The 21365-nt window shown below is 74.0% G+C and carries 17 protein-coding genes and 1 riboswitch; of the genes, 2 read left to right on the top strand and 15 right to left on the bottom strand.

Annotation, left to right across the window (positions count from 1 at the left end; all coding sequences use genetic code 11):
- Positions 1-104: 104 nt before the first annotated feature.
- The 6 genes from cobC to cobM are packed head-to-tail and all read right to left on the bottom strand — an operon-like array spanning position 105 to position 6305.
- Positions 105-1280: an Rv2231c family pyridoxal phosphate-dependent protein CobC gene (gene cobC, locus ACIQ7M_RS11185; protein WP_355768902.1), complete on the bottom strand. Its 1176-nt coding sequence runs from the start codon at positions 1278-1280 to the stop codon at positions 105-107.
- Positions 1270-2223, bottom strand: a complete 954-nt coding sequence (locus tag ACIQ7M_RS11180; protein WP_355768905.1) for a sirohydrochlorin chelatase — start codon at positions 2221-2223, stop codon at positions 1270-1272. Before ACIQ7M_RS11180 ends, cobC begins: the two co-directional genes overlap by 11 nt.
- On the bottom strand, positions 2220-2489 hold the full coding sequence (locus ACIQ7M_RS11175) for a hypothetical protein (protein WP_403642388.1): 270 nt from the start codon (positions 2487-2489) through the stop codon (positions 2220-2222). The genes ACIQ7M_RS11180 and ACIQ7M_RS11175 overlap by 4 nt, the downstream gene beginning before the upstream one ends.
- Positions 2486-4192 carry a precorrin-3B C(17)-methyltransferase gene (gene cobJ, locus ACIQ7M_RS11170; RefSeq protein ID WP_403642385.1) on the bottom strand — a complete coding sequence of 569 codons (1707 nt, stop codon included), beginning with the start codon at positions 4190-4192 and terminating at the stop codon, positions 2486-2488. The genes ACIQ7M_RS11175 and cobJ overlap by 4 nt, the downstream gene beginning before the upstream one ends.
- A complete protein-coding gene (gene cbiE / locus ACIQ7M_RS11165) occupies positions 4189-5457 on the bottom strand; it encodes a precorrin-6y C5,15-methyltransferase (decarboxylating) subunit CbiE (protein ID WP_403643496.1) in 1269 nt (422 codons plus the stop codon). Before cbiE ends, cobJ begins: the two co-directional genes overlap by 4 nt.
- A 2-nt stretch (positions 5458-5459) precedes the next feature.
- Positions 5460-6305: a precorrin-4 C(11)-methyltransferase gene (gene cobM / locus ACIQ7M_RS11160; protein WP_355768911.1), complete on the bottom strand. Its 846-nt coding sequence runs from the start codon at positions 6303-6305 to the stop codon at positions 5460-5462.
- Between the two features lie 134 nt (positions 6306-6439).
- On the opposite strand from cobM, the gene ACIQ7M_RS11155 reads away from it, so the two are divergent.
- Entirely contained in the window at positions 6440-7168 is a 729-nt protein-coding gene (locus ACIQ7M_RS11155) for a ZIP family metal transporter (protein ID WP_403642382.1), read from the top strand.
- Between the two features lie 74 nt (positions 7169-7242).
- Here ACIQ7M_RS11155 and cobI read toward each other — a convergent pair whose 3' ends face one another.
- From cobI to ACIQ7M_RS11110, 9 genes are all read right to left on the bottom strand, one after another.
- Positions 7243-7992, bottom strand: coding sequence for a precorrin-2 C(20)-methyltransferase (gene cobI, locus ACIQ7M_RS11150; RefSeq protein WP_355768917.1), 750 nt, complete (start codon positions 7990-7992; stop codon positions 7243-7245).
- The gene (locus tag ACIQ7M_RS11145; RefSeq protein WP_403642379.1) at positions 7989-9374 is read right to left on the bottom strand and encodes a cobyrinate a,c-diamide synthase; all 1386 of its coding nucleotides are present in this window, start codon (positions 9372-9374) and stop codon (positions 7989-7991) included. Before ACIQ7M_RS11145 ends, cobI begins: the two co-directional genes overlap by 4 nt.
- Positions 9368-9967, bottom strand: a complete 600-nt coding sequence (cobO, locus tag ACIQ7M_RS11140) for a cob(I)yrinic acid a,c-diamide adenosyltransferase (protein WP_355768923.1) — start codon at positions 9965-9967, stop codon at positions 9368-9370. The genes ACIQ7M_RS11145 and cobO overlap by 7 nt, the downstream gene beginning before the upstream one ends.
- Positions 9967-12015, bottom strand: a complete 2049-nt coding sequence (locus ACIQ7M_RS11135) for a putative cobaltochelatase (RefSeq protein WP_403642376.1) — start codon at positions 12013-12015, stop codon at positions 9967-9969. The genes cobO and ACIQ7M_RS11135 overlap by 1 nt, the downstream gene beginning before the upstream one ends.
- Entirely contained in the window at positions 12012-15665 is a 3654-nt protein-coding gene (gene cobN / locus ACIQ7M_RS11130) for a cobaltochelatase subunit CobN (protein WP_403642374.1), read from the bottom strand. Before cobN ends, ACIQ7M_RS11135 begins: the two co-directional genes overlap by 4 nt.
- Entirely contained in the window at positions 15662-17233 is a 1572-nt protein-coding gene (locus tag ACIQ7M_RS11125; protein ID WP_355768931.1) for a cobyric acid synthase, read from the bottom strand. Before ACIQ7M_RS11125 ends, cobN begins: the two co-directional genes overlap by 4 nt.
- The gene (locus ACIQ7M_RS11120; protein WP_403642370.1) at positions 17230-18201 is read right to left on the bottom strand and encodes a cobalamin biosynthesis protein; all 972 of its coding nucleotides are present in this window, start codon (positions 18199-18201) and stop codon (positions 17230-17232) included. Before ACIQ7M_RS11120 ends, ACIQ7M_RS11125 begins: the two co-directional genes overlap by 4 nt.
- Positions 18202-18306: 105 nt before the next feature.
- Positions 18307-18450: riboswitch (cobalamin riboswitch) on the bottom strand.
- A 133-nt stretch (positions 18451-18583) separates the two neighbouring features.
- Complete coding sequence (locus tag ACIQ7M_RS11115) at positions 18584-18802, bottom strand: hypothetical protein (RefSeq protein WP_326788553.1); 219 nt, start codon at positions 18800-18802, stop codon at positions 18584-18586.
- Between the two features lie 20 nt (positions 18803-18822).
- Entirely contained in the window at positions 18823-20064 is a 1242-nt protein-coding gene (locus ACIQ7M_RS11110) for an inorganic phosphate transporter (RefSeq protein ID WP_355773357.1), read from the bottom strand.
- 503 nt (positions 20065-20567) lie between these two features.
- On the opposite strand from ACIQ7M_RS11110, the gene ACIQ7M_RS11105 reads away from it, so the two are divergent.
- Positions 20568-21353: a class II aldolase/adducin family protein gene (locus tag ACIQ7M_RS11105; RefSeq protein WP_403642365.1), complete on the top strand. Its 786-nt coding sequence runs from the start codon at positions 20568-20570 to the stop codon at positions 21351-21353.
- Positions 21354-21365 lie beyond the last annotated feature (12 nt).

Genomic DNA, 21365 nt, shown 5'->3' with positions numbered 1-21365 from the left:
TGCTGTTCTCCCCGACGCCCGGAGACACTGAACGGACGTGGTGCGCCCGGGGGCCCAAGGCCCGAGGGGCTGAGAGCCCCGGAGTTCAGGCTCCAGGGCGGTCGTCAGGACGAGGAGGACGTCCGGGGCGGCTCCGGGCGCGGGCCGGGCGGGGGCGGCGGGGGCTGCCGGGGCGGAACGATTCCCGTGCCGCCGGCGCAGCCGTCCCCGGCGACGGTCATCGCCCGGTCCACGGCCTGGAGGAACCGGTTGACCGTCGCCCGGTCCCGTACCGCGATCCGCAGCCATTCGTCCCCCAGCCCGGGAAACGTGTCGCCGCGCCGCACCGCGAAGCCGAGATCCCGGAGCGCGCGGCGCACCCCGGCGGCCCGCGGCAGCCGGACCAGCACGAAGGAGCTCTCGGCCGGCTCCACCACCGCCAGCCCGTCGGTGCAGGCGAACTCCCGCAGTCCCGCGACCAGATGGTCCCGGTCCTTGGCGATCCGGCGTGCCGCGTGCGCCGCCTCCGCGAGGGCCTGTGCGGACACGCACGCCTCCGCCGCCGCTAGCGCGGGCGTGGACACCGGCCAGAGCGGCTGGGCACGCTCCAGCCGGGCGATCGTCGCGGGTTCGGCGAGCACGTACCCGATCCGCAGCCCCGCGAGACCCCACGTCTTCGTGAGACTGCGCAGCACGACGAGACCGGGTACGTCCGTCCGCCCGGCCAGCGACTCGCGCTCACCCGGCACCGCGTCCATGAACGCCTCGTCGACCACCAGCACCCGCCCGGGACGGGCCAGCGCGGCGACCGTCCCGGCCGGGTGCAGCACCGAGGTCGGATTGGTCGGATTGCCGATCACGACGAGATCGGCGTCCTCGGGGACGGCGGCCGGATCGAGCCGGAAACCGTCCTCCTCGCGCAGCAGCACGCGGCCCACCGTGTGGCCGGCGTCCCGCAGCGCGGCCTCGGGCTCCGTGAACTGCGGATGCACGACGACCGGCCGGCGCACCTCCAGGCCACGCGCGAGCAGCACGAACGCCTCGGCCGCGCCCGCCGTGAGCAGCACCCGTTCCACCGGCAGCCCGTGCCGCGCCGCGACCGCCGCCCGCGCGGCCCGCCCGTCCGGGTAGGCCGCGAGGGACGGCAGTGACGCGGCGATCCGGTCCAGCAGCCACGCGGGCGGAGTGTCCGCCCGGACGTTCACGGCCAGATCGGTCAGCTTGGAACCGTCGTCGCGCACCTCGGCGTCCCCGTGGTGCCGCAGATCGTGCCCGCCCTCGGCGGCCTGGTCAGTGGGCATGGGAATGCGTGTGTCCCCCGTGATGGTGGTGCCCGTGTCCGTCGTGGTTCCCGTGCCCGTCGTGGTGGCCGTCGTCGTCCGGGTGGAAGTGCGGCTGCTGGGGCAGTCCCACCTTGTCCTCGAAGCCGGGCAGCGCGATCCGGTACACGCAGGAGTCGCAGTTCATCCGCAGATCGCCCGCGACGGCCTCACGGTAGCGCTCCATGACCAGGTCGAGCAGCTCGGGCTCGGGACCGATGACCTCGGCGGAGCCCACCTCGACCCCGGGGTGCGCGGCGGCCCAGTCCTCCGTCTGCCGCCGCACCCGGTCCGGGAGGATGCCGGTGAACAGGAAGTAGGGCAGGACCACGATCCTGCGCGCGCCCAGCTTCACACAGCGGTCGAGGCCCGCGGGCACGTCCGGCGCGGCCAGGGACACGAACGCGGTCTCGACGCCCGCGTACCCCCGGCCCTCCCACAGCAGCCGCGCCGCCTTGTGCACCTCGGCGTTGGCGTCCGGGTCGGTGGACCCGCGGCCCACGAGCAGCACGGTCACCTCGGCCCGCTCCTCGGGGGTCGTGACGCCGTCGCCGAGGACCTCGTCCAGCCGCCGCTCCAGCACGGCGAGCAGCGAGGGATGCGGGCCCAGCGGACGCCCGTACGTGTACGAGATCCCGGGGTGCCGCTCCTTCTCCCGGGCCAGCGCCGCCGGGATGTCGCCCTTGGCGTGCCCGGCGGACACCAGCATCAGCGGTACGGCGGCGAATCGCCGGACGCCCTGTCCGACGAGTTCACCGACCGCTTCGCCGAGCGGCGGCGGCGACAGCTCGATGAACCCGCCGGCGACGGGCAGTTCGGGATGGCGGCGGCCGAGCTCCCGTACGAAGGAACGGAAGGCCTCGGCTCCGGCCTCGTCCCGGGTGCCGTGTCCGGCGATGAGCAGCGCGGGGGGAGGGGTGGTCACGATGTCTCCTCGGCGGCCGAGTCGGCCGCGGCGGTTGTCGAGGCCTGGTGGGCCTCAGCGGTCGTCGAGGCCCGGTCGGTCCGAGCCGTCTTCTGGAGGGCCGGGTCGGCCCGAGAGGTCTTGTGGGCCGGGTCGGCCCGAGCGGTCTTCCTCGCGGCCGGGTCGGCCTGGGGAACAGCGGGGTGCGGCGGACGGCCGACGGGCTCCCGCCGGGCGCCGGGCGCACCGGCCCGGCGTCCGTGCCGAGGCCGGATCACCGGGCTCACTCGGCCTCCTTCTGCCAGCGGTAGCCGCGCGGGGTCACCATGCGCCCGGCGATCTCGCGGGTCGCCGTGTTGCCCACGGTCACCACGGTCATCATGTCGACGATTGCCGGATCCAGGGACCCCAGCGTCGTGACCCGGCTCGACTCGTCCGGACGGGAGGCGTTGCGCACCACACCCACCGGTGTCGTCGGCTCCCGGTGCTCCGCGAGCAGCGCGAGCGCCTTGGGGAGCTGCCAGTCACGGCCCCGGCTCCGCGGGTTGTAGAAGGTCACGACGATGTCGGCCTCGGCCGCCGCGCGCACCCGGCGCTCGATGACCTCCCACGGCGTGTGCAGGTCGGACAGGCTGATCGACACATGGTCGTGGCCGAGCGGCGCGCCGAGGATCGCACCCGCCGCGAGCGCGGCGGTCACCCCCGGCACCCCGACCACGTCGATGTCGTCGGACGCCTCGGCCAGCGCGGGCGAGGCCATCGCGTACACGCCGGCGTCGCCGCTGCCGATTAGCGCGACGGCCTGTCCCCGGCGCGCCTCGGCCACCGCCGTGCGGGCCCGTTCCTCCTCGGCGCCGAGCCCCGACTCCAGGATCAGTGTGCCGGGCCGCAGCAGGTCGCGGATCTGGTCGACGTACTGGTCGAGCCCGACGAGCACCGCGGCCCGCCGCAGTTCCGCCGTCGCCCGCGGGGTGAGCAGATCGCGGGCCCCGGGGCCGAGACCGACGACCGCGAGGCGTCCGCGCGCCGGGCGGCGCACGACCGCACAGGTCGCCATCGCCGGCTGCCCGTCCGTCCGTACCGACTTCCGCTTGGGCACAAGGAGTTCGCCGCCGCCCAGCAGCGCGGCGGCCTCCGCCACGGACGGCGTTCCCACGGCGGCGAGCGGCGCGTCGGAGGGGTTCGGGACCGCCACCGCCGCCAGCTCCCCGGCGGTGTACGTGACGACCGGGACCCCGAGCCGGGCGGCGGCCAGGGCGATGCCGGGCTCCTCGGACTTGGCGTCCACGGTGGCGAGTTCGGCCACCGACGACGCGGAGAGCCCGGCCTCGCGCAGAGCGTCCCCGATGAGACCGAGGACCTCCTCCACGGGCGCGCCCCGGGAGGCGCCGACACCGACGACGAGGGACGGCGGACGCAGCACGACCTCGCGCGCGGCGCTCGCCCGGACGCGGTCGCTCACCCGGACGACGGCGGCACCCGGCGCCGCGGGACTGCCCACGTTCGGCGGCAGCGCGGGCAGCGGCCAGGGCGACTCCCGCTCCAGCACGACCGGTTCGCCGTCCAGCATGGCCCGCGAGACCCCGGCGAGATCCCCTTCCACCGGGAGACCGAGCGTGTCGAGACCGGGCACGCCCACCGCGTCGGTAGCCGTCGTCACCACCGGCTCGGCGCCGAGCAACTCGCCGACCTCACGCGCGAGTTCGTTCGCCCCGCCCGCGTGGCCGCCGACCAGCGACACGGCGAACCGTCCCGCCTCGTCGACGCACACCACCCCGGGGTCCGCCCCCTTGTCCGAGAGCAGGGGCGCGACGAGCCGTACGACCGCGCCCGTGGCGAGGAAGCACACCAACTGGTCGCACTCCGCGAAGGCCCGCCGTACGGCGTCCGCCACGGGCCCGTCGTACACCCGGGTACGCGTGGACCAGGCAGCGGCGAGCCGGTCACGGGCCGCCGCGCCCGCCGCCGTCGCGGAAATCAGGCCGATCACTGGGGAACTCCTTCGGTACGGGCCGGAGGCCGGACGCCCCACAGCACGAAGACGGGATTGGCCGCCGCGAGCCGGGAGACCCCGCCCGGCAGCGGGGCGAGCCGCGAGGACTGCAACAGGACGCCGTCGCAGGTGAATCCGGCGGAGGCGAGCGCGTCACGGGCGGCCGGCACCCGGTCGAGCGAGGCCATCGCGACGACGACGGCACGCCGGGCACGGCGCGCGCACTCCGTGACGATCCCGGGCAGTTCACGTCCGCCGCCGCCGATGAAGACGGCGTCCGGACCGTGCGGCTCGTCCAGGCCGGACAGCACGTCGGGCGCGGACCCGCGCACGACCCGTACGTCCACGCCGTGCGCCGCCGCGTTGGCGCGGACGCGCTCGCAGCCGTCCTCGGTCTTCTCGACCGCGGTCACCGCGGCACCGAAGCGCGCGCACTCCACGGCGACGGACCCCGAGCCCGCGCCGATGTCCCAGACCAGGTCGCCGAGCCTCGGTCCGATCCGGGCCAGTGCCAGCGCCCGTACCTCGAACTTGGTGATCATCGAGTCGCGGTGGGCGAACTCGCTCTCGTCCAGGGCCCATCGGCCGGGACCGGCCGGCGCCCCGGCGACGGTCCGGACGGTAGCCGGGGACCGCGACTCGTCCAGGCACAGCACGACACCGACCGCCGGACCCCAGTCGCGCGCGGCGGCCTCGGCGGGCGTGACCCGCTCGACGTCCTCGTGTTCCGGATCGCCGAGGGACCGCGCCACCACCAGGACGCGCTCGGCGTCCGCGTCGGCGAGGGCGGCGCCCAGCTCGGCGGGTCCGGACCCGGGAGCGGTCAGCACCGCCACCTTGGGCCGCGACCGGCAGATCTGGACGGCCGTCCGCAGATCGCGTCCGTGCGCGCTGACCACCACGGCGTCGTCCCAGGGAAGGCCGAGCCGGGCGAAGGCGGTCGCCACGGACGAGACGCCGGGCCGGACGTCCAGCCGCGCGTTCCCGAACCGCTCCGCGAGCGCCCGTACGATCCCGAAGAACCCGGGGTCGCCCGACGCGAGCACCACGACCGGACCCTGCGGCGCCCCGGCGTCCGTGTACCGCTCGATGCGGTCCAGGGCCGGCGCCAGCGGTCCGAGCACCAGCCGCTCGGCCCGCTCGGGCAGCCGGGCCGCCGCCAGATGCCGACCGGCACCCACGACCAGCCCCGCTCCGGCGAGCGCGGCCCCCTCGTCCGGGGCCGGCGGCGCCCCCGTGCCCGTACCGACGACGGTGATCACACTCACGACGCGGGGCCCTGCGCACTGCCGGCACCGCTCCGGCGGGCGGCACGCAGCTCGGCGCGCGCCTGCGGGTCGGCCTTGCGGAAGCCGTGGAAATGACCGGGGTGGTAGAGGTGCGAGCGGGTGCCGCTCGCGTCGAGGGCCGGGCCGACCAGGAAGAGCGTGTGCTTCCAGAGCTTGTGCTCCTTGACGGTCTCCTCCAGCGTGCCGATCGTGCACTTCACGATCAGCTCCTCCGGCCAGGTCGCCTGGTAGGCGACCACGACGGGTGTGGTCGTCGGATAGCCGCCCTCCAGCAGCTCCCGCACGAGCTGTCCGCTGCGCGCCGCCGACAGGAACAGCGCCATCGTCGTGCCGTGCTTCGCGAACTCCCGTACGTCCTCGCCGGGAGGCATCGGCGTCTTGCCGCCGCCGAGCCGGGTGAGGATCACGGACTGGGCGACCTCGGGGATCGTCAGCTCGCGCTGAGCGATCGCGGCCACCGCGGAGAAGGACGAGACACCCGGCACGATCTCGGTCTCGACACCGAGCTCGGCGCACCGGTCGACCTGTTCCTGCGTGCCGCCCCACAGGGCCGGGTCGCCGGAGTGGATCCGCGCCACCCGCAGGCCCTCGGCACGGGCCCGCTCGTAGACGGCGACGACGTCCTCCAGCGACATCGTCGCCGAATCGAGGATCTCGGCGCCCTCGCGCGCGTGGCCGAGGACCTCGGCCTGCACCAGGCTCGCCGCCCAGATCACGACATCGGCCTCGGCGATGGCGCGCGCGGCGCGGAAGGTCAGCAGATCGGCGGCGCCGGGGCCGGCACCGACGAAGGTCACTTTGCCGGTGGGGGCATCGGCCATGGGAATCGGTCCTCTCCTACGGGTCCTACGGGACATCAGGGGTGCTGCGCATCAGGGGTGCCGTGAACGCCCGGGCGGGCGCGGGGCCGTCGCCCGATGTGCGCGCACGGGGGTGCATCGGATAGCAAGGGCGTATGGCGGTCCTCGTCGCGCTCGGCGCGTTCCTGATGACGCTCGTCGGCGGCTGGACCGCGCAGCGGGTGACCGACCGCCGTCATCTGGTGCTGGGCCTGGCCGGTGGCCTGATGCTCGGCGTGGTCGGCCTCGATCTGCTGCCGGAGGCACTGGCCGCGGCGGGCACCGAGGTGTTCGGCGTACCGGCCGCGCTGCTCCTGTTCGTGGGCGGCTTCCTGCTGGCCCATCTGGTCGAACGGCTCCTCGCCCACCGCCAGGCCGCGCACGGCGGTGACGAGCACGCCGAACGCGCGCCCGAGGTGGGGCTCACGGCGGCCGCAGCCATGGTCGGCCACAGCGCGATGGACGGCGTCGCCATCGGCGCCGCCTTCCAGGTCGGCGGGGGGATGGGCCTGGCGGTGTCCCTCGCGGTGATCGCCCATGACTTCGCGGACGGATTCAACACGTACACGATCACGAGCCTGTACGGGAACGCCCGCCGCAAGGCGCTGTTCATGCTGTACGCGGACGCGGCGGCCCCGATGATCGGCGCCGCCTCGACGCTGTTCTTCACCATTCCCGAGCGTCTGCTCGGCGGCTACCTCGGCCTCTTCGGCGGCGTACTCCTCTATCTCGCCGCCGCCGAGATCCTCCCGGAGGCCCATCACGAGCACCCGGCCCGCTCGACCCTGCTGTGCACGGTCGCGGGCGTGGCCTTCATCTGGCTGGTGGTGGGCCTCGCGGGCTGAGCCCACGAGGTCCGCCGGGTGCGGCGGAGGCCCCGCGGGCGCGGGGGCCGCCGGGCGTGCGGGGCGGGTGCGGGTCACAGCTTTCCGCCGCGGGTCCCGTCGCGGCGCGCGGGCGCGATGAGCGTCGAGAGGTACGGCAGCGGCTCGCCGTCGAGCTCGGCCGCGGGCCGGATCGACTCGTCCTCCAGGCCGAGGGCCGACCCCCAGACGGCGTCGTCGATCCGCCCGCTGTCCCGCAGCGCCTCGGCCACCTCGGCGGCCTGCCGCCCGAACTTGTAGGCGACCACCGTGCCGGGCCCGTTCAGCGCGTCCTTGAGCACGGCCGCGCCCGCGGTCACCGGGACGAGCGTGAGCGGTTCGGTCCCCTCGGTGAGAACGGCCCCCGACCGCGCGGCGAGGTCCTGCATGGCGGTGATGCCGGGCACGGTCTCCACGACCGTGCCGGGTACGAGCTCCTCGATCGTGTGGGCGAGATACGTGAAGGTCGAGTACACGTTCGGGTCGCCGATGGTGGCGAAGGCGACCGTGCCGTGCCGGCCGAGGAGTTCCGCGACCCGCGCGCCGGCGGCGTCCCAGGCGGCCTCGCGCCGCCCCCGGTCGCTCCGCTCGTTGAGCGCGAACACCACCCGGACGACCTTCTCGACGGGCACGTAGTGCAGCACGGTCGCCTCGGCCCGCCCCCGCTCACCGCCGTCCTTCCCATCCGAGGCAGCCATCACGGGTACGACGACCACGTCCGCGGCGCGCAGGGCGTTGACGCCCTTGACGGTCACCAGCTCGGGGTCGCCGGGGCCGACCCCGACCCCGATCAGCTTGCTGCTCATGACGTCAGGCACCTCTCGACGAACCTACGGGCCACACCGGGCTCGGACGCCCAGTGCGTGTGGAGATAACTCGCGTGCACGCCGTGCTGCACGAAACCCTCGACGCGCCGCTCGGGGGCGCGCACCCCCCAGGCGGGAGCCGCCCCGGCGCCGGGCTCCACGACCGTGCGGTGGAACTCGTGACCGCGCATCCGGGTGCCGGCCGCGGCGAGCACGCTGTCGCTGACCGCCACCGCGTCCCGGTAGCCGAGGGTGAGCCGCTCGTCCATCCGGGCGGTCGCGTCGAGCACCCCGCACATCGGCCGTCCGTCCAGCTCCCGGCATAGATAGAGCAGCCCGGCGCACTCGGCGGCCACGGGGGCGCCCGACTCCGCGAGGGCCGCGACCGCCTTGCGCAGCGGCTCGTTGGCGGACAGCTCGGCCGCGTACACCTCGGGGAAGCCACCGCCGATGACCAGGCCCCGGGTTCCGTCCGGCAGGTGCTCGTCGCGGAGCGGATCGAACGGGACGACCTCGGCACCGGCCGCGGCGAGGAGCTCGGTGTGCTCGGCGTAGGAGAAGGTGAACGCCTCCCCGCCGGCGACGGCCACCACAGGCGCTCGCTTCCCGGCCGGGCGAGTCGGGTGGTCGTGGGTGGGCGATTCGACGGCCTCGGCCGGGTCCCAGGCCGCGCCCGACAGCGCACCGGCACCGCGCGCCAGCGCCGCCAGCGCGTCCAGGTCGCACCCGGCGGAGACCTGCGCGGCCATGGCGGCGACCGCCTCCACCGCCTCCGACCGCCGCTCGGCGACCGGCACGAGACCGAGGTGCCGCGACGGCGTGTCCACCTGCGGCGCCCGGCGCAGCACCCCGAGCACCGGCACCCCGGACGCGTCCAGCGCCTCCCGGAGCATGGCCTCGTGCCGGTCGGACCCCACCTTGTTGAGGATGACGCCCCCGATCCGCACCTCGGGGTCCCAGGAGGCGAAGCCGTGCACCAGCGCGGCCACGGACCGCGACTGCGAGGACGCGTCCACGACCAGCACCACCGGCGCCCGCAGCAGCTTCGCGACCTGCGCCGTGGACGCGAGCTCTCCCTCGCCCGCGGCCCCGTCGTACAGCCCCATCACGCCCTCGACGACCGCGAGATCACAGCCGCGCGCCCCGTGCGCGAACAGCGGGCCGATCAGCTCGGTGCCGCACAGATACGCGTCGAGATTGCGTCCCACGCGTCCCGTGGCGAGCGCGTGATAGCCGGGGTCGATGTAGTCGGGCCCCACCTTGTGCGGGGACACGGCGAGCCCCCGCGCGGCGAAGGCCGCCATCAGCCCGGTGGCGACGGTGGTCTTGCCGCTGCCCGAGGAGGGCGCGGCGACCACCAGCCGGGGAACGGACGTCACCACTCGATGCCCCTCTGGCCCTTCTGGCCGGCGTCCATCGGATGCTTGACCTTGGACATGTCGGTCACGAGATCGGCCAGCCCGACCAGCTTCTCCGGGGCGTTGCGCCCGGTGATCACGACGTGCTGGGTGCCGGGACGGTCCCGCAGCACCGCCACGACCTCGTCGGTGTCGATCCATCCCCAGTGCATCGGGTACGCGAACTCGTCGAGCACGTACAGCTTGTACGTCTCGGCGGCGAGGTCACGCTTGACCTGCTCCCAGCCCTCGCGGGCCTTCTCCTCGTTGTCCATCTGCGCGTCGCGCTGGACCCAGGACCAGCCCTCGCCCATCTTGTGCCAGTCGACGGTCCCGCCCTCGCCGGAGGCCCCGAGCACGCGCAGCGCGTTCTCCTCGCCGACCTTCCACTTCGCCGACTTGACGAACTGGAACACCCCGATGGGCCACCCCTGGTTCCAGGCGCGCAGCGCGAGCCCGAACGCGGCCGTCGACTTGCCCTTGCCGATCCCCGTGTGCACGACGACCAGCGGCCGGTTACGGCGTTGACGGGTCGTCAGTCCGTCGTCCGGTACGACACTCGGCTGTCCCTGCGGCACTACGCGGCCCTCCTCGAAGTCCCCTGCGCACCCTGTACGTCCCGGACGAGACCGGCGATGGAGTCGGCCCGCAGCTCGTCCAACGTCACGGCGGTTCCGCCCAGTTCACCCGCGAGCCGGCCCGCGAGAGCGAGCCTGACCGGTCCGCTCTCGCAGTCCACGACCACCGAGGCGACCTGGTCGGCCGCGAACAGCCGTGCCGCGCGCCCGGCCAGCGCCACCGGCTCGGGCCCGCCCGTGGCGCGCCCGTCCGTCACCACCACGACGAGCGCCCGGCGTGCCGGGTCCCGCAGCCGTTCCACCCGCAGCACCTCGTGGGCCCTGAGCAGCCCGGCCGCGAGCGGAGTGCGGCCGCCCGTGGGCAGCGACTCCAGCCGGGCCGCGGCCGCCTCCACCGAGGAGGTCGGCGGCAGCGCGAGCTCCGCGGCCGACCCGCGGAAGGTCACCAGGCCCACCTTGTCCCGCCGCTGATAGGCGTCGAGCAGCAGCGACAGCACCGCGCCCTTGACCGCGCCCATCCGCTGCCGCGCCGCCATCGACCCGGAGGCGTCCACGACGAACAGCACGAGGTTGCCCTCACGGCCCTCGCGCGTCGCCTGCCGCAGATCGTCCCGCCGTACGACCAGACCGCGGCCCGACCGCCCGCGCGCCCGCTGATGCGGGGCCGCCGCCTGTACGGTCGCCGCCAGGTGCAGCTTGGTGAGCGTTCCCCGGGGCCGCCGCGCCCCGGTCGTACGGCCGTGCTCGGTCCGCGCCCGCGAGCGCCGCCCGGCCGCGCCCTCGCCGAGCCCCGGCACGCTCAGCATCTTCGTGCGAAAGGGCTCGGCGGCCCGTACGGGCGACTGCTCGCCGCCCTGTCCGGCCGGCGCCTTCCCGTCGTCCGAGGGCTCGCCCTGCGCCGGGACGTCACCGGCGGGGGAGCCGTCGTCCGGACCGTCCTGAGGAGGCTGCCCGCCCCCGCCCGGCCCGTCCGGATCCGGGTCCGGGTCGTCGTCGGAGGAACCCTCGCCGGAGGAGTCCTCGTCCGAGCCGCCGAACTCCTCCAGCGTCTCGTCGAGCTTGTCCTCGTCGAGGCCGGGCGCGTCGAAGGGGTTGCGGCGCCGCCGGTGCGGCAGCGCGAGCAGCGCCGCCTGCCGTACGTCCTCGGCGATCACCTCGGTCCGTCCCGCCCACGCGGCGAGCGCGGTCGCGGTCCTGGCCATCACGATGTCGGCGCGCATGCCGTCCACCTCGAAGGCGGCGCAGGTCGCCGCGATCTGCCGCAGCGGCCCGTCCCCGAGACGCACGGAGGGCAGCAGCGCGCGGGCCGCCACGATCCGCGCCCGCACGGCGGCCTCCTCGTCGGCCCAGCGGGCGGCGAAGCCGGCCGGGTCGTCGTCGTGGGCGAGCCTGCGCCGCACGACCTCGACCCGCTGATCGGGCTCGCGCGAGGCGGCCACCTCGACGGTCAGCCCGAACCGGTCGAGCAGCTGCGGCCGCAGCTCGCCCTCTTCGGGGTTCATGGTGCCGACGAGCAGGAACCGCGCGGCATGCCGTACGGAGACACCCTCGCGTTCCACGTACGAGGCGCCCATCGCGGCCGCGTCCAGCAGCAGGTCGACCAGATGGTCGTGGAGGAGGTTGACCTCGTCGACGTACAGGAGCCCGCGGTGGGCGTCGGCCAGCAGCCCCGGCTCGAAGGCCTTCACGCCCTCCGCGAGCGCCCGTTCGATGTCCAGGGCGCCGACCAGCCGGTCCTCGGAGGCGCCGACGGGCAACTCGACCATCCGGGCGGGGCGTTGTGCGCCCGAGCCCGCCTCGTGCGCCTCGTGGGGCCCGTCCGGGCAGGCCGGGTCTGCGGCGGCCGGATCGCAGGAGAACCGGCAGCCGGGCACGACGGCCACCTCAGGCAGCAGCGCCGAAAGGGCGCGTACCGCCGTCGACTTGGCGGTGCCCTTCTCGCCGCGCACCAGCACACCGCCCACGGCGGGCGACACGGCGTTCAGCAGCAGCGCGAGCCGCAGGTCGTCCTGGCCGACCACCGCGGTGAACGGGAACGGGGTACTCACTGGTCGTCGCCCTCCAAGTCGCCTTCGAGCTCCAGATAGGTGGCGCGCAGCCGCTCCAGCGTGTCCGCGTCCGGCTCGGCCCACAGACCGCGGTCGGCGGCCTCCAGCAGTCGTTCGGTGATCCCGCGCAGCGCCCAGGGGTTGGACTTCTTCATGAAGTCCCGGTTCTCCGCGTCGAAGACGTACTCCGCGCTGAGCTTCTCGTACATCCAGTCGTCCACGACCCCGGCGGTGGCGTCGTAGCCGAACAGGTAGTCGACGGTCGCCGCCATCTCGAAGGCGCCCTTGTAGCCGTGCCGGCGCATCGCGGCCATCCAGCGCGGGTTGACCACCCGGGCCCGGAAGACCCGGTGCGTCTCCTCACCCAGCGTGCGGGTCTTGACCTGGTCGGGGACGGCCGAGTCCCCGACGTACGCCTCGGGGGAGGCCCCGGTGAGGTGGCGGACCATCGCGACCATGCCGCCGTGGTACTGGAAGTAGTCGTCGGCGTCGACGAGGTCGTGCTCGCGTGTATCGACGTTCTTCGCCGCCACCGCGATCCGCCGGAACGCCGTCTCCATGTCCCCGCGCGCGGCCCGCCCGTCGAGCCCGCGTCCGTAGGCGTAGCCGCCCCAGACGGCGTACACCTCGGCGAGGTCGGCGTCCGAGCGCCAGTTGCGGGCGTCGATCAGCGGCAGCAGCCCGGCGCCGTACGCGCCCGGCTTGGAGCCGAAGATACGGGCGGTCGCGCGCCGCCGGTCGCCGTGCTCGGCGGTGTCCTCGTCGGCGTGCCTGCGCACGAAGTTCCGGTCGGCGGGCTCGTCCAGCTCGGCGACCGCCCGTACGGCGTCGTCCAGGAGCCCGACCACGTGCGGGAACGCGTCCCGGAAGAATCCGGAGATACGGACCGTGACGTCGATACGGGGGCGGCCGAGCTCGTCGAGCGGGACGATCTCGAAGCCGGTGACCCGTCGCGAGGCGTCGTCCCACACCGGGCGGCAGCCGAGCAGCGCGAGGATCTCCGCGATGTCGTCGCCCTGGGTGCGCATGGCGGACGTGCCCCACACCGTCAGCCCGACCGAGGTCGGGTAGTCGCCGGTGTCCTGGAGGTAGCGCTGCACGAGCGAGTCCGCGAGGGACTGGCCGACCTCCCAACTCAGCCGGGAGGGGATCGCCTTGGGGTCGACGGAGTAGAAGTTGCGGCCGGTCGGCAGGACGTTCACGAGCCCGCGGGTCGGCGAGCCCGACGGACCGGCCGGGACGTAACCGCCGTTCAGGGCCTTGAGGATGTGCCCGATCTCGTCCGTCGTGCGGGCGAGCCGCGGCACCACCTCGCGGCAGGCGAACTCCAGCACGGCGACGGCGTCGGGGAGTTCGCTGCCGAGGACGTCCCGCACGAGCGCCGGGACGGCGGCCGGGTCCCAGCCCCGCTCCTCCATGCCGAGCGCCGCCCGGCGGCAGAGCTGTTCCAGCAGGTCGATCGCGTCGGCCGCCGTACGGGCCGGGCCCTCGACGAGGTCCGTCAGCTCGACGGGTGCCTTCACCGGAGCGCCCGGCTCGGCCAGCAGCTCCTTCTCCACCAGGCCGAAATGCTCCGCGAGCGCGGCGCGCAGACCGGGCAGCGCGTTCGCCGCGCCGCCCCACACCTGCGAGGCGCGCAGCACGGCCAGCACCAGGTTCACCCGCGGCTCGGCCTCCGGGCCGCCGCCCAGGATGTGCAGACCGTCGCGGATCTGCACGTCCTTGATCTCGCACAGATAGCCGTCGATGTGCATCACGAACGCGTCGAAGTCGCCGTCGTCCGGCTGGTCGTCGACGTGCAGGTCGTGGTGGAGCTCGGCCGCCTTGACCAGCGTCCAGATCTGCGCGCGGACCGCCGGGGCCTTCGTCGGGTCCAGGTCGGACACGAGCGCGTACTCGTCGAGGAGCTGCTCCAGCTTCGCGAGGTCGCCGTAGGTGTCGGCGCGGGCCATCGGCGGCACGAGGTGGTCGACCACGGTGGCGTGCCCGCGCCGCTTGGCCTGCGTGCCCTCACCGGGGTCGTTGACGATGAACGGGTAGACGAGGGGGAGTTCGCCGAGGACGGCGTCGGGCGCGCAGCCCCCGCTGAGCCCGAGGCCCTTGCCCGGCAGCCACTCCATCGTGCCGTGCTTGCCCATGTGCACGACCGCGTCCGCGCCGAAACTGTTCTCCAGCCAGCGGTAGGCGGCCATGTAGTGGTGCGAGGGCGGCATGTCGGGGTCGTGGTAGATCGCGATCGGGTTCTCGCCGAAGCCGCGCGGCGGCTGGATCATCACGACGACGTTCCCGAACTCCAGGCAGGCGAGCACGATGTCGTCGCCGTCGACGTAGAGGGAGCCCGGCGGCTCGCCCCAGGCCTCCAGCATGCCCTCGCGCAGCGCGGGGTCGAGCGTGTCGAACCAGGCCCGGTAGTCGGCGAGCGGCACCCGCGCCGGAGCGGCGGCGAGCTGCTCCTCGGTCAGCCACTCGACGTCGTGACCGCCGGCCGCGATCAGCCGGTGGATCAACTCGTCGCCGTTGTCGGGGTATTCGGTGAGCGCGTAGCCCGCGTCGCGGAGCGCGTCGAGCACCCGTACCGCGGAGGCGGGGGTGTCGAGGCCGACCGCGTTGCCCACCCGCGAGTGCTTGGTGGGGTAGGCGGTGAAGACGATCCCCAGCTTCTTCTCCGCGTTCGGCTTGTGCTTCAACTGCGCGTGCCGCAGGGCGATTCCGGCGACCCGGGCGGCCCGCTCGGGGTCGGCGACGTACACCGGGACGTCGTCGGGACCCTGCTCCTTGAACGAGAACGGCACGGTGATCAGACGGCCGTCGAACTCCGGGATCGCGACCTGCATCGCCGCGTCCATGGGGGACAGGGCCGCGTCCGAGGCGTCCCAGGCGCTCTTCGACGAGGTCAGGCAGAGGCCCTGGAGCACCGGGATGTCGAGGTCGGCGAGGGCCCCGATGTCCCAGGCCTCCTCGTCGCCGCCCGCGGACGCCTGCGAGGCGTGCGTGCCGCCCGCCGCGAGGACGGTGGCCACGAGCGCGTCGGCCCGGCCGAGGATCTCGTACAGGCCCGGGTCGGCTCCGCGCAGCGAACCGCAGTACACGGGAAGGGCGTTGGCGCCGCGTGCCTCGATGGCCTCGCACAACGTGTCCACGAACGCGGTGTTCCCGGACAGTTCGTGCGCCCGGTAGAACAGCACGCCGACCGTCGGCCTGCCCTCGGTGAACCCGTGCTCGCCGTGGACGCCGAACTCGGCGGTCCGGTGCGGCTCCTCGAAGCCCTCGCCCGTCAGCAGCACGGTGTCGGAGAGGAACCGGGCCAGCTCGCCGAGGTTGGCGGGACCGCCCTCGACGAGATAGCGCAGCGCCTCGGCGACCACGCCCGCGGGCGCCGACGACTCGGCCATCAGCTCGGCGTCCGGGACGGACTCGCCGCCCAGGAGCACGGTCGGGATCCCGGCCGCCTTCAGGAAGGCCAGCCCGTCCTCCCAGGCCCGCTTGCCGCCGAGCAGCCGTACGACGGCCAGGTCCGCGCCCTCGACGAGCGCGGGGAGTTCGCCGGTGACGTCCACCCGGGTCGGGTTGCCGATCCGGTAGGCGGCGCCACTGGCGCGGGCCGCCAGCAGATCCGTGTCGGCGGTCGACAACAACAACACTGTGCTCATGCGGGTGCTCCCGGTGGAATGAAGGGCAGTCCTTGCGGTGCGCCGGACTCGATGAGCCGCCAGAGCGCGTCCGTGTCCGCGTGTTCCTCGATCAGGTCGCCGAGCCGGTCGAGCTGCTCCTCGCGCAGCGCCGAGAACGACGTGTCGGGGGCCGGCACGAAGCGGCGGCCCGCGGCGGCGGCCACCTCGCGCAGGAAGGCCCGCCGGAAACCGTCCGACTCCAGGGAGCCGTGCCAGTGTGTGCCCCAGACGGAGCCGACCCGGCAGCCGTCCAGGAAGGGGGTGCCCCCGGTGACCTCGGCGACGCCGTGATGGATCTCGTACCCCTCGACCTGCTCGCCGAGGGCCTCGCCGACCGGCCGCGCCAGCGTCTTCTCCCGCGCGAACCGCACCCGCACGGGCAGGAGTCCGAGCCCCTCGACCTGGCCGGCGCGGGACTCGACCTCGTCCTCGATGTGCTCGCCGAGAAGCTGGAAGCCGCCGCAGACGCCGAGGACGGGCCGCCCCTCGGCGGCCCGGCGCGCGATGGCGTCCGCCAGGCCGCGCTCGCGCAGCCACCGGAGCGCGCCGACCGTGCCCCGGGTCCCGGGGACGACGACCAGGTCCGCGTCGGCCAGTTCCTCGGCCCGGTCCACGAACCGCACGACGACACCCGGTTCGGCGGCCAGCGCGTCCACGTCGGTGAAGTTGGACATCAGCGGGATCGCGCAGACGGCGACCCGCAGGATGTCCTCGCCGGCGGGGGAGGAGACCGCCGACTCGCGGACGGTCCCGCGCAGCGAGACCCGCAGTCCGTCCTCCTCGTCGATGCCGAGTCCGTGCCGGAACGGCAGGACGCCGTACGAGCGCCGCCCGGTGAGGCCGTGCAGCATGTCGAGGCCGGGCTCCAGCAGACTCACGTCGCCGCGGAACTTGTTGACGAGGAACCCGGCGACGAGCGCCTGGTCCTCGGGCGACAGCAGGGCGACCGTCCCGAAGAACGAGGCGAACACCCCGCCCCGGTCGATGTCGCCGACGACGAGCACGGGGAGACCTGCGTTCCGCGCCACCCCCATGTTCACGATGTCGGTGCGCCGCAGATTGATCTCGGCCGGGCTGCCGGCCCCTTCACAGATCACCGCGTCATACGTGCCCCGCAACTGCGCCAGACAGTCGAGGACGGTGGCGAGGAGTGCTTCCTGGCGCCCCCCGCGCAGCCGGTCCCCTGCCGGCGCGGCACCTGACGAGGGGTCCGTCACGGACCCGGTCGTCCCGAAGAACCCGCGGGCGCTCATCTCGCCCACCGGCTTTCCCATCAGGACGACCTGGCTGCTGCGGTCGCTGCCCGGCTTGAGCAGCACGGGATTCATCAGCGCGGTCGGCTCCACGCGGGCGGCCTGCGCCTGCATGGCCTGCGCCCGCCCGATCTCGGCGCCCTCGCGCGTCACGAACGAGTTCAGGGACATGTTCTGCGCCTTGAAGGGCGCGACCTTGACGCCCTGGCGCGCCAGCCACCGGCAGATCCCGGCGGTCACGACGCTCTTGCCCGCGTCGGAGGTGGTCCCGGCGATCAGCAGCCCGCCGCTCATGCGGTGCGCCCCTTCCTGGTGACCGGAACCCGTCCGGCTCCGGTGAGCAGAATCCGGCCGGCGGCGCTCACGCCGAGCGCGAGCCAGCCCACGCGCCGCGAGAGCCGTACGGCCCGTTCGATGTCGTGGACGTGGACGGCGCGCCCCGCGCCGTTGAGGACGGGCCGGTGCTCGACCCGTCCGCCGTACGAGAGGGTGCCGCCGAGCCGCACGCCGAGCGCGCCCGCGAACGAGGCCTCCACGGGCCCGGCGTTGGGGCTCGGATGCTTGCGGGCGTCGGCGCGCCAGGCCCGCAGGGCACCGCGCGGATCGGGTCCGGCCACGGCCGCGAGGACGGCGGTCAGCCGGGCGCCCGGCCAGCCGGCCAGGTCGTCGAGCCGGGCGGAGGCCCAGCCGTAGCGCCGGTGGCGGGGGGACTTGTGTCCGACCATGGCGTCGAGCGTGTTCACGGCGCGGAAGGCGACGAGTCCGGGCACGCCGGCGATGGCGCCCCAGACCAGAGCGCCCACGACGGCGTCGGAGGTGTTCTCGGCGACGGACTCGACGACCGCGCGCGCGACGCCGTCGGCGTCCAGCGCCTGCGGATCGCGTCCGCACAGGTGCGGCAGCCGTTCCCGGGCCGCGCCGAGGTCACCGGCCGCGAGCGGGCCGCCGATCGCCCGCGCCTCGCGGCCGAGGGAGGTCCCTCCGACGACGGCCCAGGTGGCGGCGGCGGTCAGGGCGATCGAGGCGGTACGGGAGCGGCGTACGGTGCGGCTCGCCAGCGCGGCCAGTCCGGTGGCGCCGCCGACGCAGACAGCCGTGTGCAGGGCGCCCCACCCGCGGTGGTCCCGCCACAGGGTCCGTTCGACGGTCGCGGCGGCCCGCCCGAACGCGGCGACCGGATGCCCTCGGCGGGGATCGCCGAGCAGCAGGTCGCCGAGAAGGCCGGCGGCGGCGCCGTACGCGAAGACGCGATCGGCACGCACGGGGTCAGCCGGCCGTGGGGTGGAGCGGAACCCTCGTACTCAGCGAAACGGGCAACGGGCAGCCGCGCATGGCGATATGTCCTCACTCAGGGTGTCCACGCCCTGGTTCGACGAGACCGGCGGTGAGAGTTCCTGGCTCCCGGGGAGTTTCTTCCCCGATGACAGTGGCGGGACCGCGCCGGATTCGCACCGGCTTCCTCTCATGCCGCCGTACTTGGCTCCGGCAGTCCACCACGGGGTGAGAACGGCCGTCAACTGGCTGTTGACCTGCGGAGGGACAGTGTGCGCAGGCCCACATACGCGTGGGGTGCGGGACGGTGATCCGTCCCGCACCCCACGCGCGGTTCCGTTCGGCGCGACCCGGTTCCGGGCCGCCGACGGGCTACTTGGTGATGATCAGAGAGATGCCGTACGCCACCGCCGCGGCACAGGCCGCGAAGCAGACGTACGCGCCGGTGGCCGCCGCGACCGCGGAACCGCCCTGGGCGGACTCCTTCTTGGAGAGGCCGGCGACGCCGAGGGTGAAGAGGGCGACGAGGGCCACGGTCACTCCGAGGCTGACCCCGAAGACGGACCCGAGGGCTGACCAGTCGATGCTCATGCTGTTTCTTCCTTCGGTTCTCAGGCCACTCGGGACGGCGCCGACGGGTTCACCGTGGGCTCGGCCGGAGCCGGGATGGTGGCCGTGAGGCCTTCGGCCACGGTGCCGGCCGGGGGCGGGGTGACGGCGGCGATGGCCTGCGTCACCACACCGGCGGGCTCCTCGGTGTCGTTCACGTTGTTGTGGTCGATCACCTCGCGGCGCGAGCGGCGCCAGATCGCGAAGCTGGAGCCGACCAGGAACGCGGCGACGAGCGCGGTGCCCCAGGCACCGAAACCGGTCACCCACTCGGCGCCGGCGCCGACCAGGGCGGCGGCGGGCAGCGTGAGGACCCAGGCGACGACCATGCGGGTGGCGGTGGACCAGCGGACCACACCGCCCTTGCGGCCGAGACCCGCGCCCATCACGGAACCGGAGACCGAGTGCGTGGTGGAGAGGGAGAAGCCGATGTGCGAGGAGGCCAGGATGACCGTCGCCGCGCTGGTCTGGGCGGCGAAGCCCTGCTGCGGCTGAAGGTCGGTCAGGCCCTTGCCCATCGTGCGGATGATGCGCCAGCCGCCCAGGTAGGTGCCGAGCGCGATGGCGAGACCGGCGGAGAGGATGACCCAGACCGGCGGGTCCGAGTCGGGAGCGACGGCGCCACCGGCGACCAGGGCCAGGGTGATGATGCCCATCGTCTTCTGCGCGTCGTTCGTGCCGTGGGCCAGCGAGACCAGGCCCGCGGAGGCGATCTGGCCGGCGCGGTAACCCTTCTTGGTCGCCTTGGTGTCGGCGCCGCCGCTCAGCTTGTACGACAGCCGGGTGGCGAGCATGGCGGCCAGACCGGCGACGATCGGGGCGGCGACGGCGGGCAGAAGCACCTTGCCGACCAGGACGTCACCGTGCACGGCGCCGGTACCGGCGGAGGCGATGGTGGCGCCGACCAGGCCGCCCATGAGGGCGTGCGAGGAGCTGGACGGGAGTCCGACGAGCCACGTCACCAGATTCCAGAGGATCGCGCCGACGAGCGCGGCGAAGATCACCTCTGGCCGGATGCCCGTCTCGTCGACGAGGCCCTTGGAGATCGTGTTGGCGACCTCGACGGAGAGGAAGGCGCCGACAAGGTTGAGGGCGGCGGACATGGCCACCGCGACCTTGGGCTTGAGTGCGCCGGTCGAGATGGTGGTGGCCATCGCGTTGGCGGTGTCGTGGAAACCGTTCGTGAAATCGAACACGAGAGCGGTGACGATCACGATTCCGAGGAGGAGCGTGATGTGTTCCATTTACCCAGGCTTCTGTTGGACGTCAGTGGCAGGTGGACCGTAGGCAACCTGGGTGAACGGAAGATGAACTGGGTCGGGCTGCGTGGTGTCTTAAACGGTGGATCGTCATTCCGCTTGTGTCGAGGCGCAGCGCGACGGCTTCGAACGGATACGGAATTCCGTACTCCCCTTGGGGTCGGCGCCTTGGATGAATCGTTCGGTTCGGGGCGGGTTTGGGCGGTGAGATCCGCGTCACCCGCAGGCTGTAGCCGTCGTCACAGCGTCCGAAGGTCCGAGAGGGCCGCTCCGCGGGGGTGCGCGGGCGCTGCCGGGTCGTAGCAGGTCGACCACGGGGTGTGATCCGCGGTAAATGTCCGACCCCGGGTGACGTCGGCGTTCCCTTCGTGTGACGTGATGTAAATCACATACAACCATGGGGTCTTGGCGGGCCCACCCCTCCCGCATCCGTCCTGAAGCACGCCCGTGCGGGGTGCGCGGGAAGCGGCGGCTGGCAGGATCGCGTCATGACTGAGCGGCATCAGGACACACCGGGCGGGCCCGAGCGGGGACGGACTCCGGGGGAGCCCGCCGGGCCCGCCGAACCCGGTGGATCCGCGGAACCCGACGGGCGCGCCGGGCGCGACGGATCGGCCGCGCCGGACGGGCGGGACGGCCTCCGGCGGGCCTGGGACGAGTTGGTCTCCACGGCCCGGCGCACGGTCGCCGACGGGCTGGTCGTCGGCACGTCCGGCAACGTCTCGGTCCGCGTCGGCGACACCGTCCTGGTCACCCCCACGGGCGTCCCCTACGACCGGCTGACGCACGACGACATCACCGGCGTCGCCCTCGACGGCCGGCAGGTGCTCGGTTCGCTGCGCCCGACCAGCGAACTGCCCATGCACCTCGCGGTGTACCGCGCGACCGGGGCGCGGGCCGTCGTCCACACCCACGCACCGCACGCGACGGCCGTCTCGCTCCTCGTCACCGAACTCCCGCTCGTCCACTACATGGCGGCGGCCCTCGGCGGCCCGGTCCGTGTCGCCCCCTACGCGGCCTACGGCACACCGGAGCTGGCCGAGAACACCCTCCGGGCCCTGGCCGGCCGCACCGCCTGCCTCCTCCGGAACCACGGCACCATCGCCCACGGAGCCTCGCTGGACCAGGCCTACGACCGCACGGCCCAGCTCGAGTGGATGTGCCGCGTCTGGCTCCTGTCCGCCTCGGTCCCGGGCCTCACCCCCGCCCTGCTCTCCCCGGCCCAGCTGGAGGAGGCCGGCGAGCGCCTGCGGGGCTACGGCCAGCAGCCCTGAAGCCCGCCCCGG

The sequence above is a fragment of the Streptomyces sp. NPDC096324 genome, assembly GCF_044763015.1.
Lineage (GTDB): Bacteria > Actinomycetota > Actinomycetes > Streptomycetales > Streptomycetaceae > Streptomyces.
The sequence above is the reverse complement of the archived record's forward strand: the minus strand, read 5'-3'. Positions and strand labels throughout refer to the sequence as shown.

Excerpts from the sequence above, each read along its gene's own strand:
- cobC (WP_355768902.1), bottom strand. The coding sequence starts at position 1,280 with ATGCCCACTGACCAGGCCGCCGAGGGCGGGCACGATCTGCGGCACCAC.
- cobM (WP_355768911.1), bottom strand. The coding sequence starts at position 6,305 with ATGGCCGATGCCCCCACCGGCAAAGTGACCTTCGTCGGTGCCGGCCCC.
- ACIQ7M_RS11155 (WP_403642382.1), top strand. The coding sequence starts at position 6,440 with ATGGCGGTCCTCGTCGCGCTCGGCGCGTTCCTGATGACGCTCGTCGGC.
- cobI (WP_355768917.1), bottom strand. The coding sequence starts at position 7,992 with ATGAGCAGCAAGCTGATCGGGGTCGGGGTCGGCCCCGGCGACCCCGAG.
- cobN (WP_403642374.1), bottom strand. The coding sequence starts at position 15,665 with ATGAGCACAGTGTTGTTGTTGTCGACCGCCGACACGGATCTGCTGGCG.
- ACIQ7M_RS11125 (WP_355768931.1), bottom strand. The coding sequence starts at position 17,233 with ATGAGCGGCGGGCTGCTGATCGCCGGGACCACCTCCGACGCGGGCAAG.
- ACIQ7M_RS11115 (WP_326788553.1), bottom strand. The coding sequence starts at position 18,802 with ATGAGCATCGACTGGTCAGCCCTCGGGTCCGTCTTCGGGGTCAGCCTC.
- ACIQ7M_RS11110 (WP_355773357.1), bottom strand. The coding sequence starts at position 20,064 with ATGGAACACATCACGCTCCTCCTCGGAATCGTGATCGTCACCGCTCTC.
- ACIQ7M_RS11105 (WP_403642365.1), top strand. The coding sequence starts at position 20,568 with ATGACTGAGCGGCATCAGGACACACCGGGCGGGCCCGAGCGGGGACGG.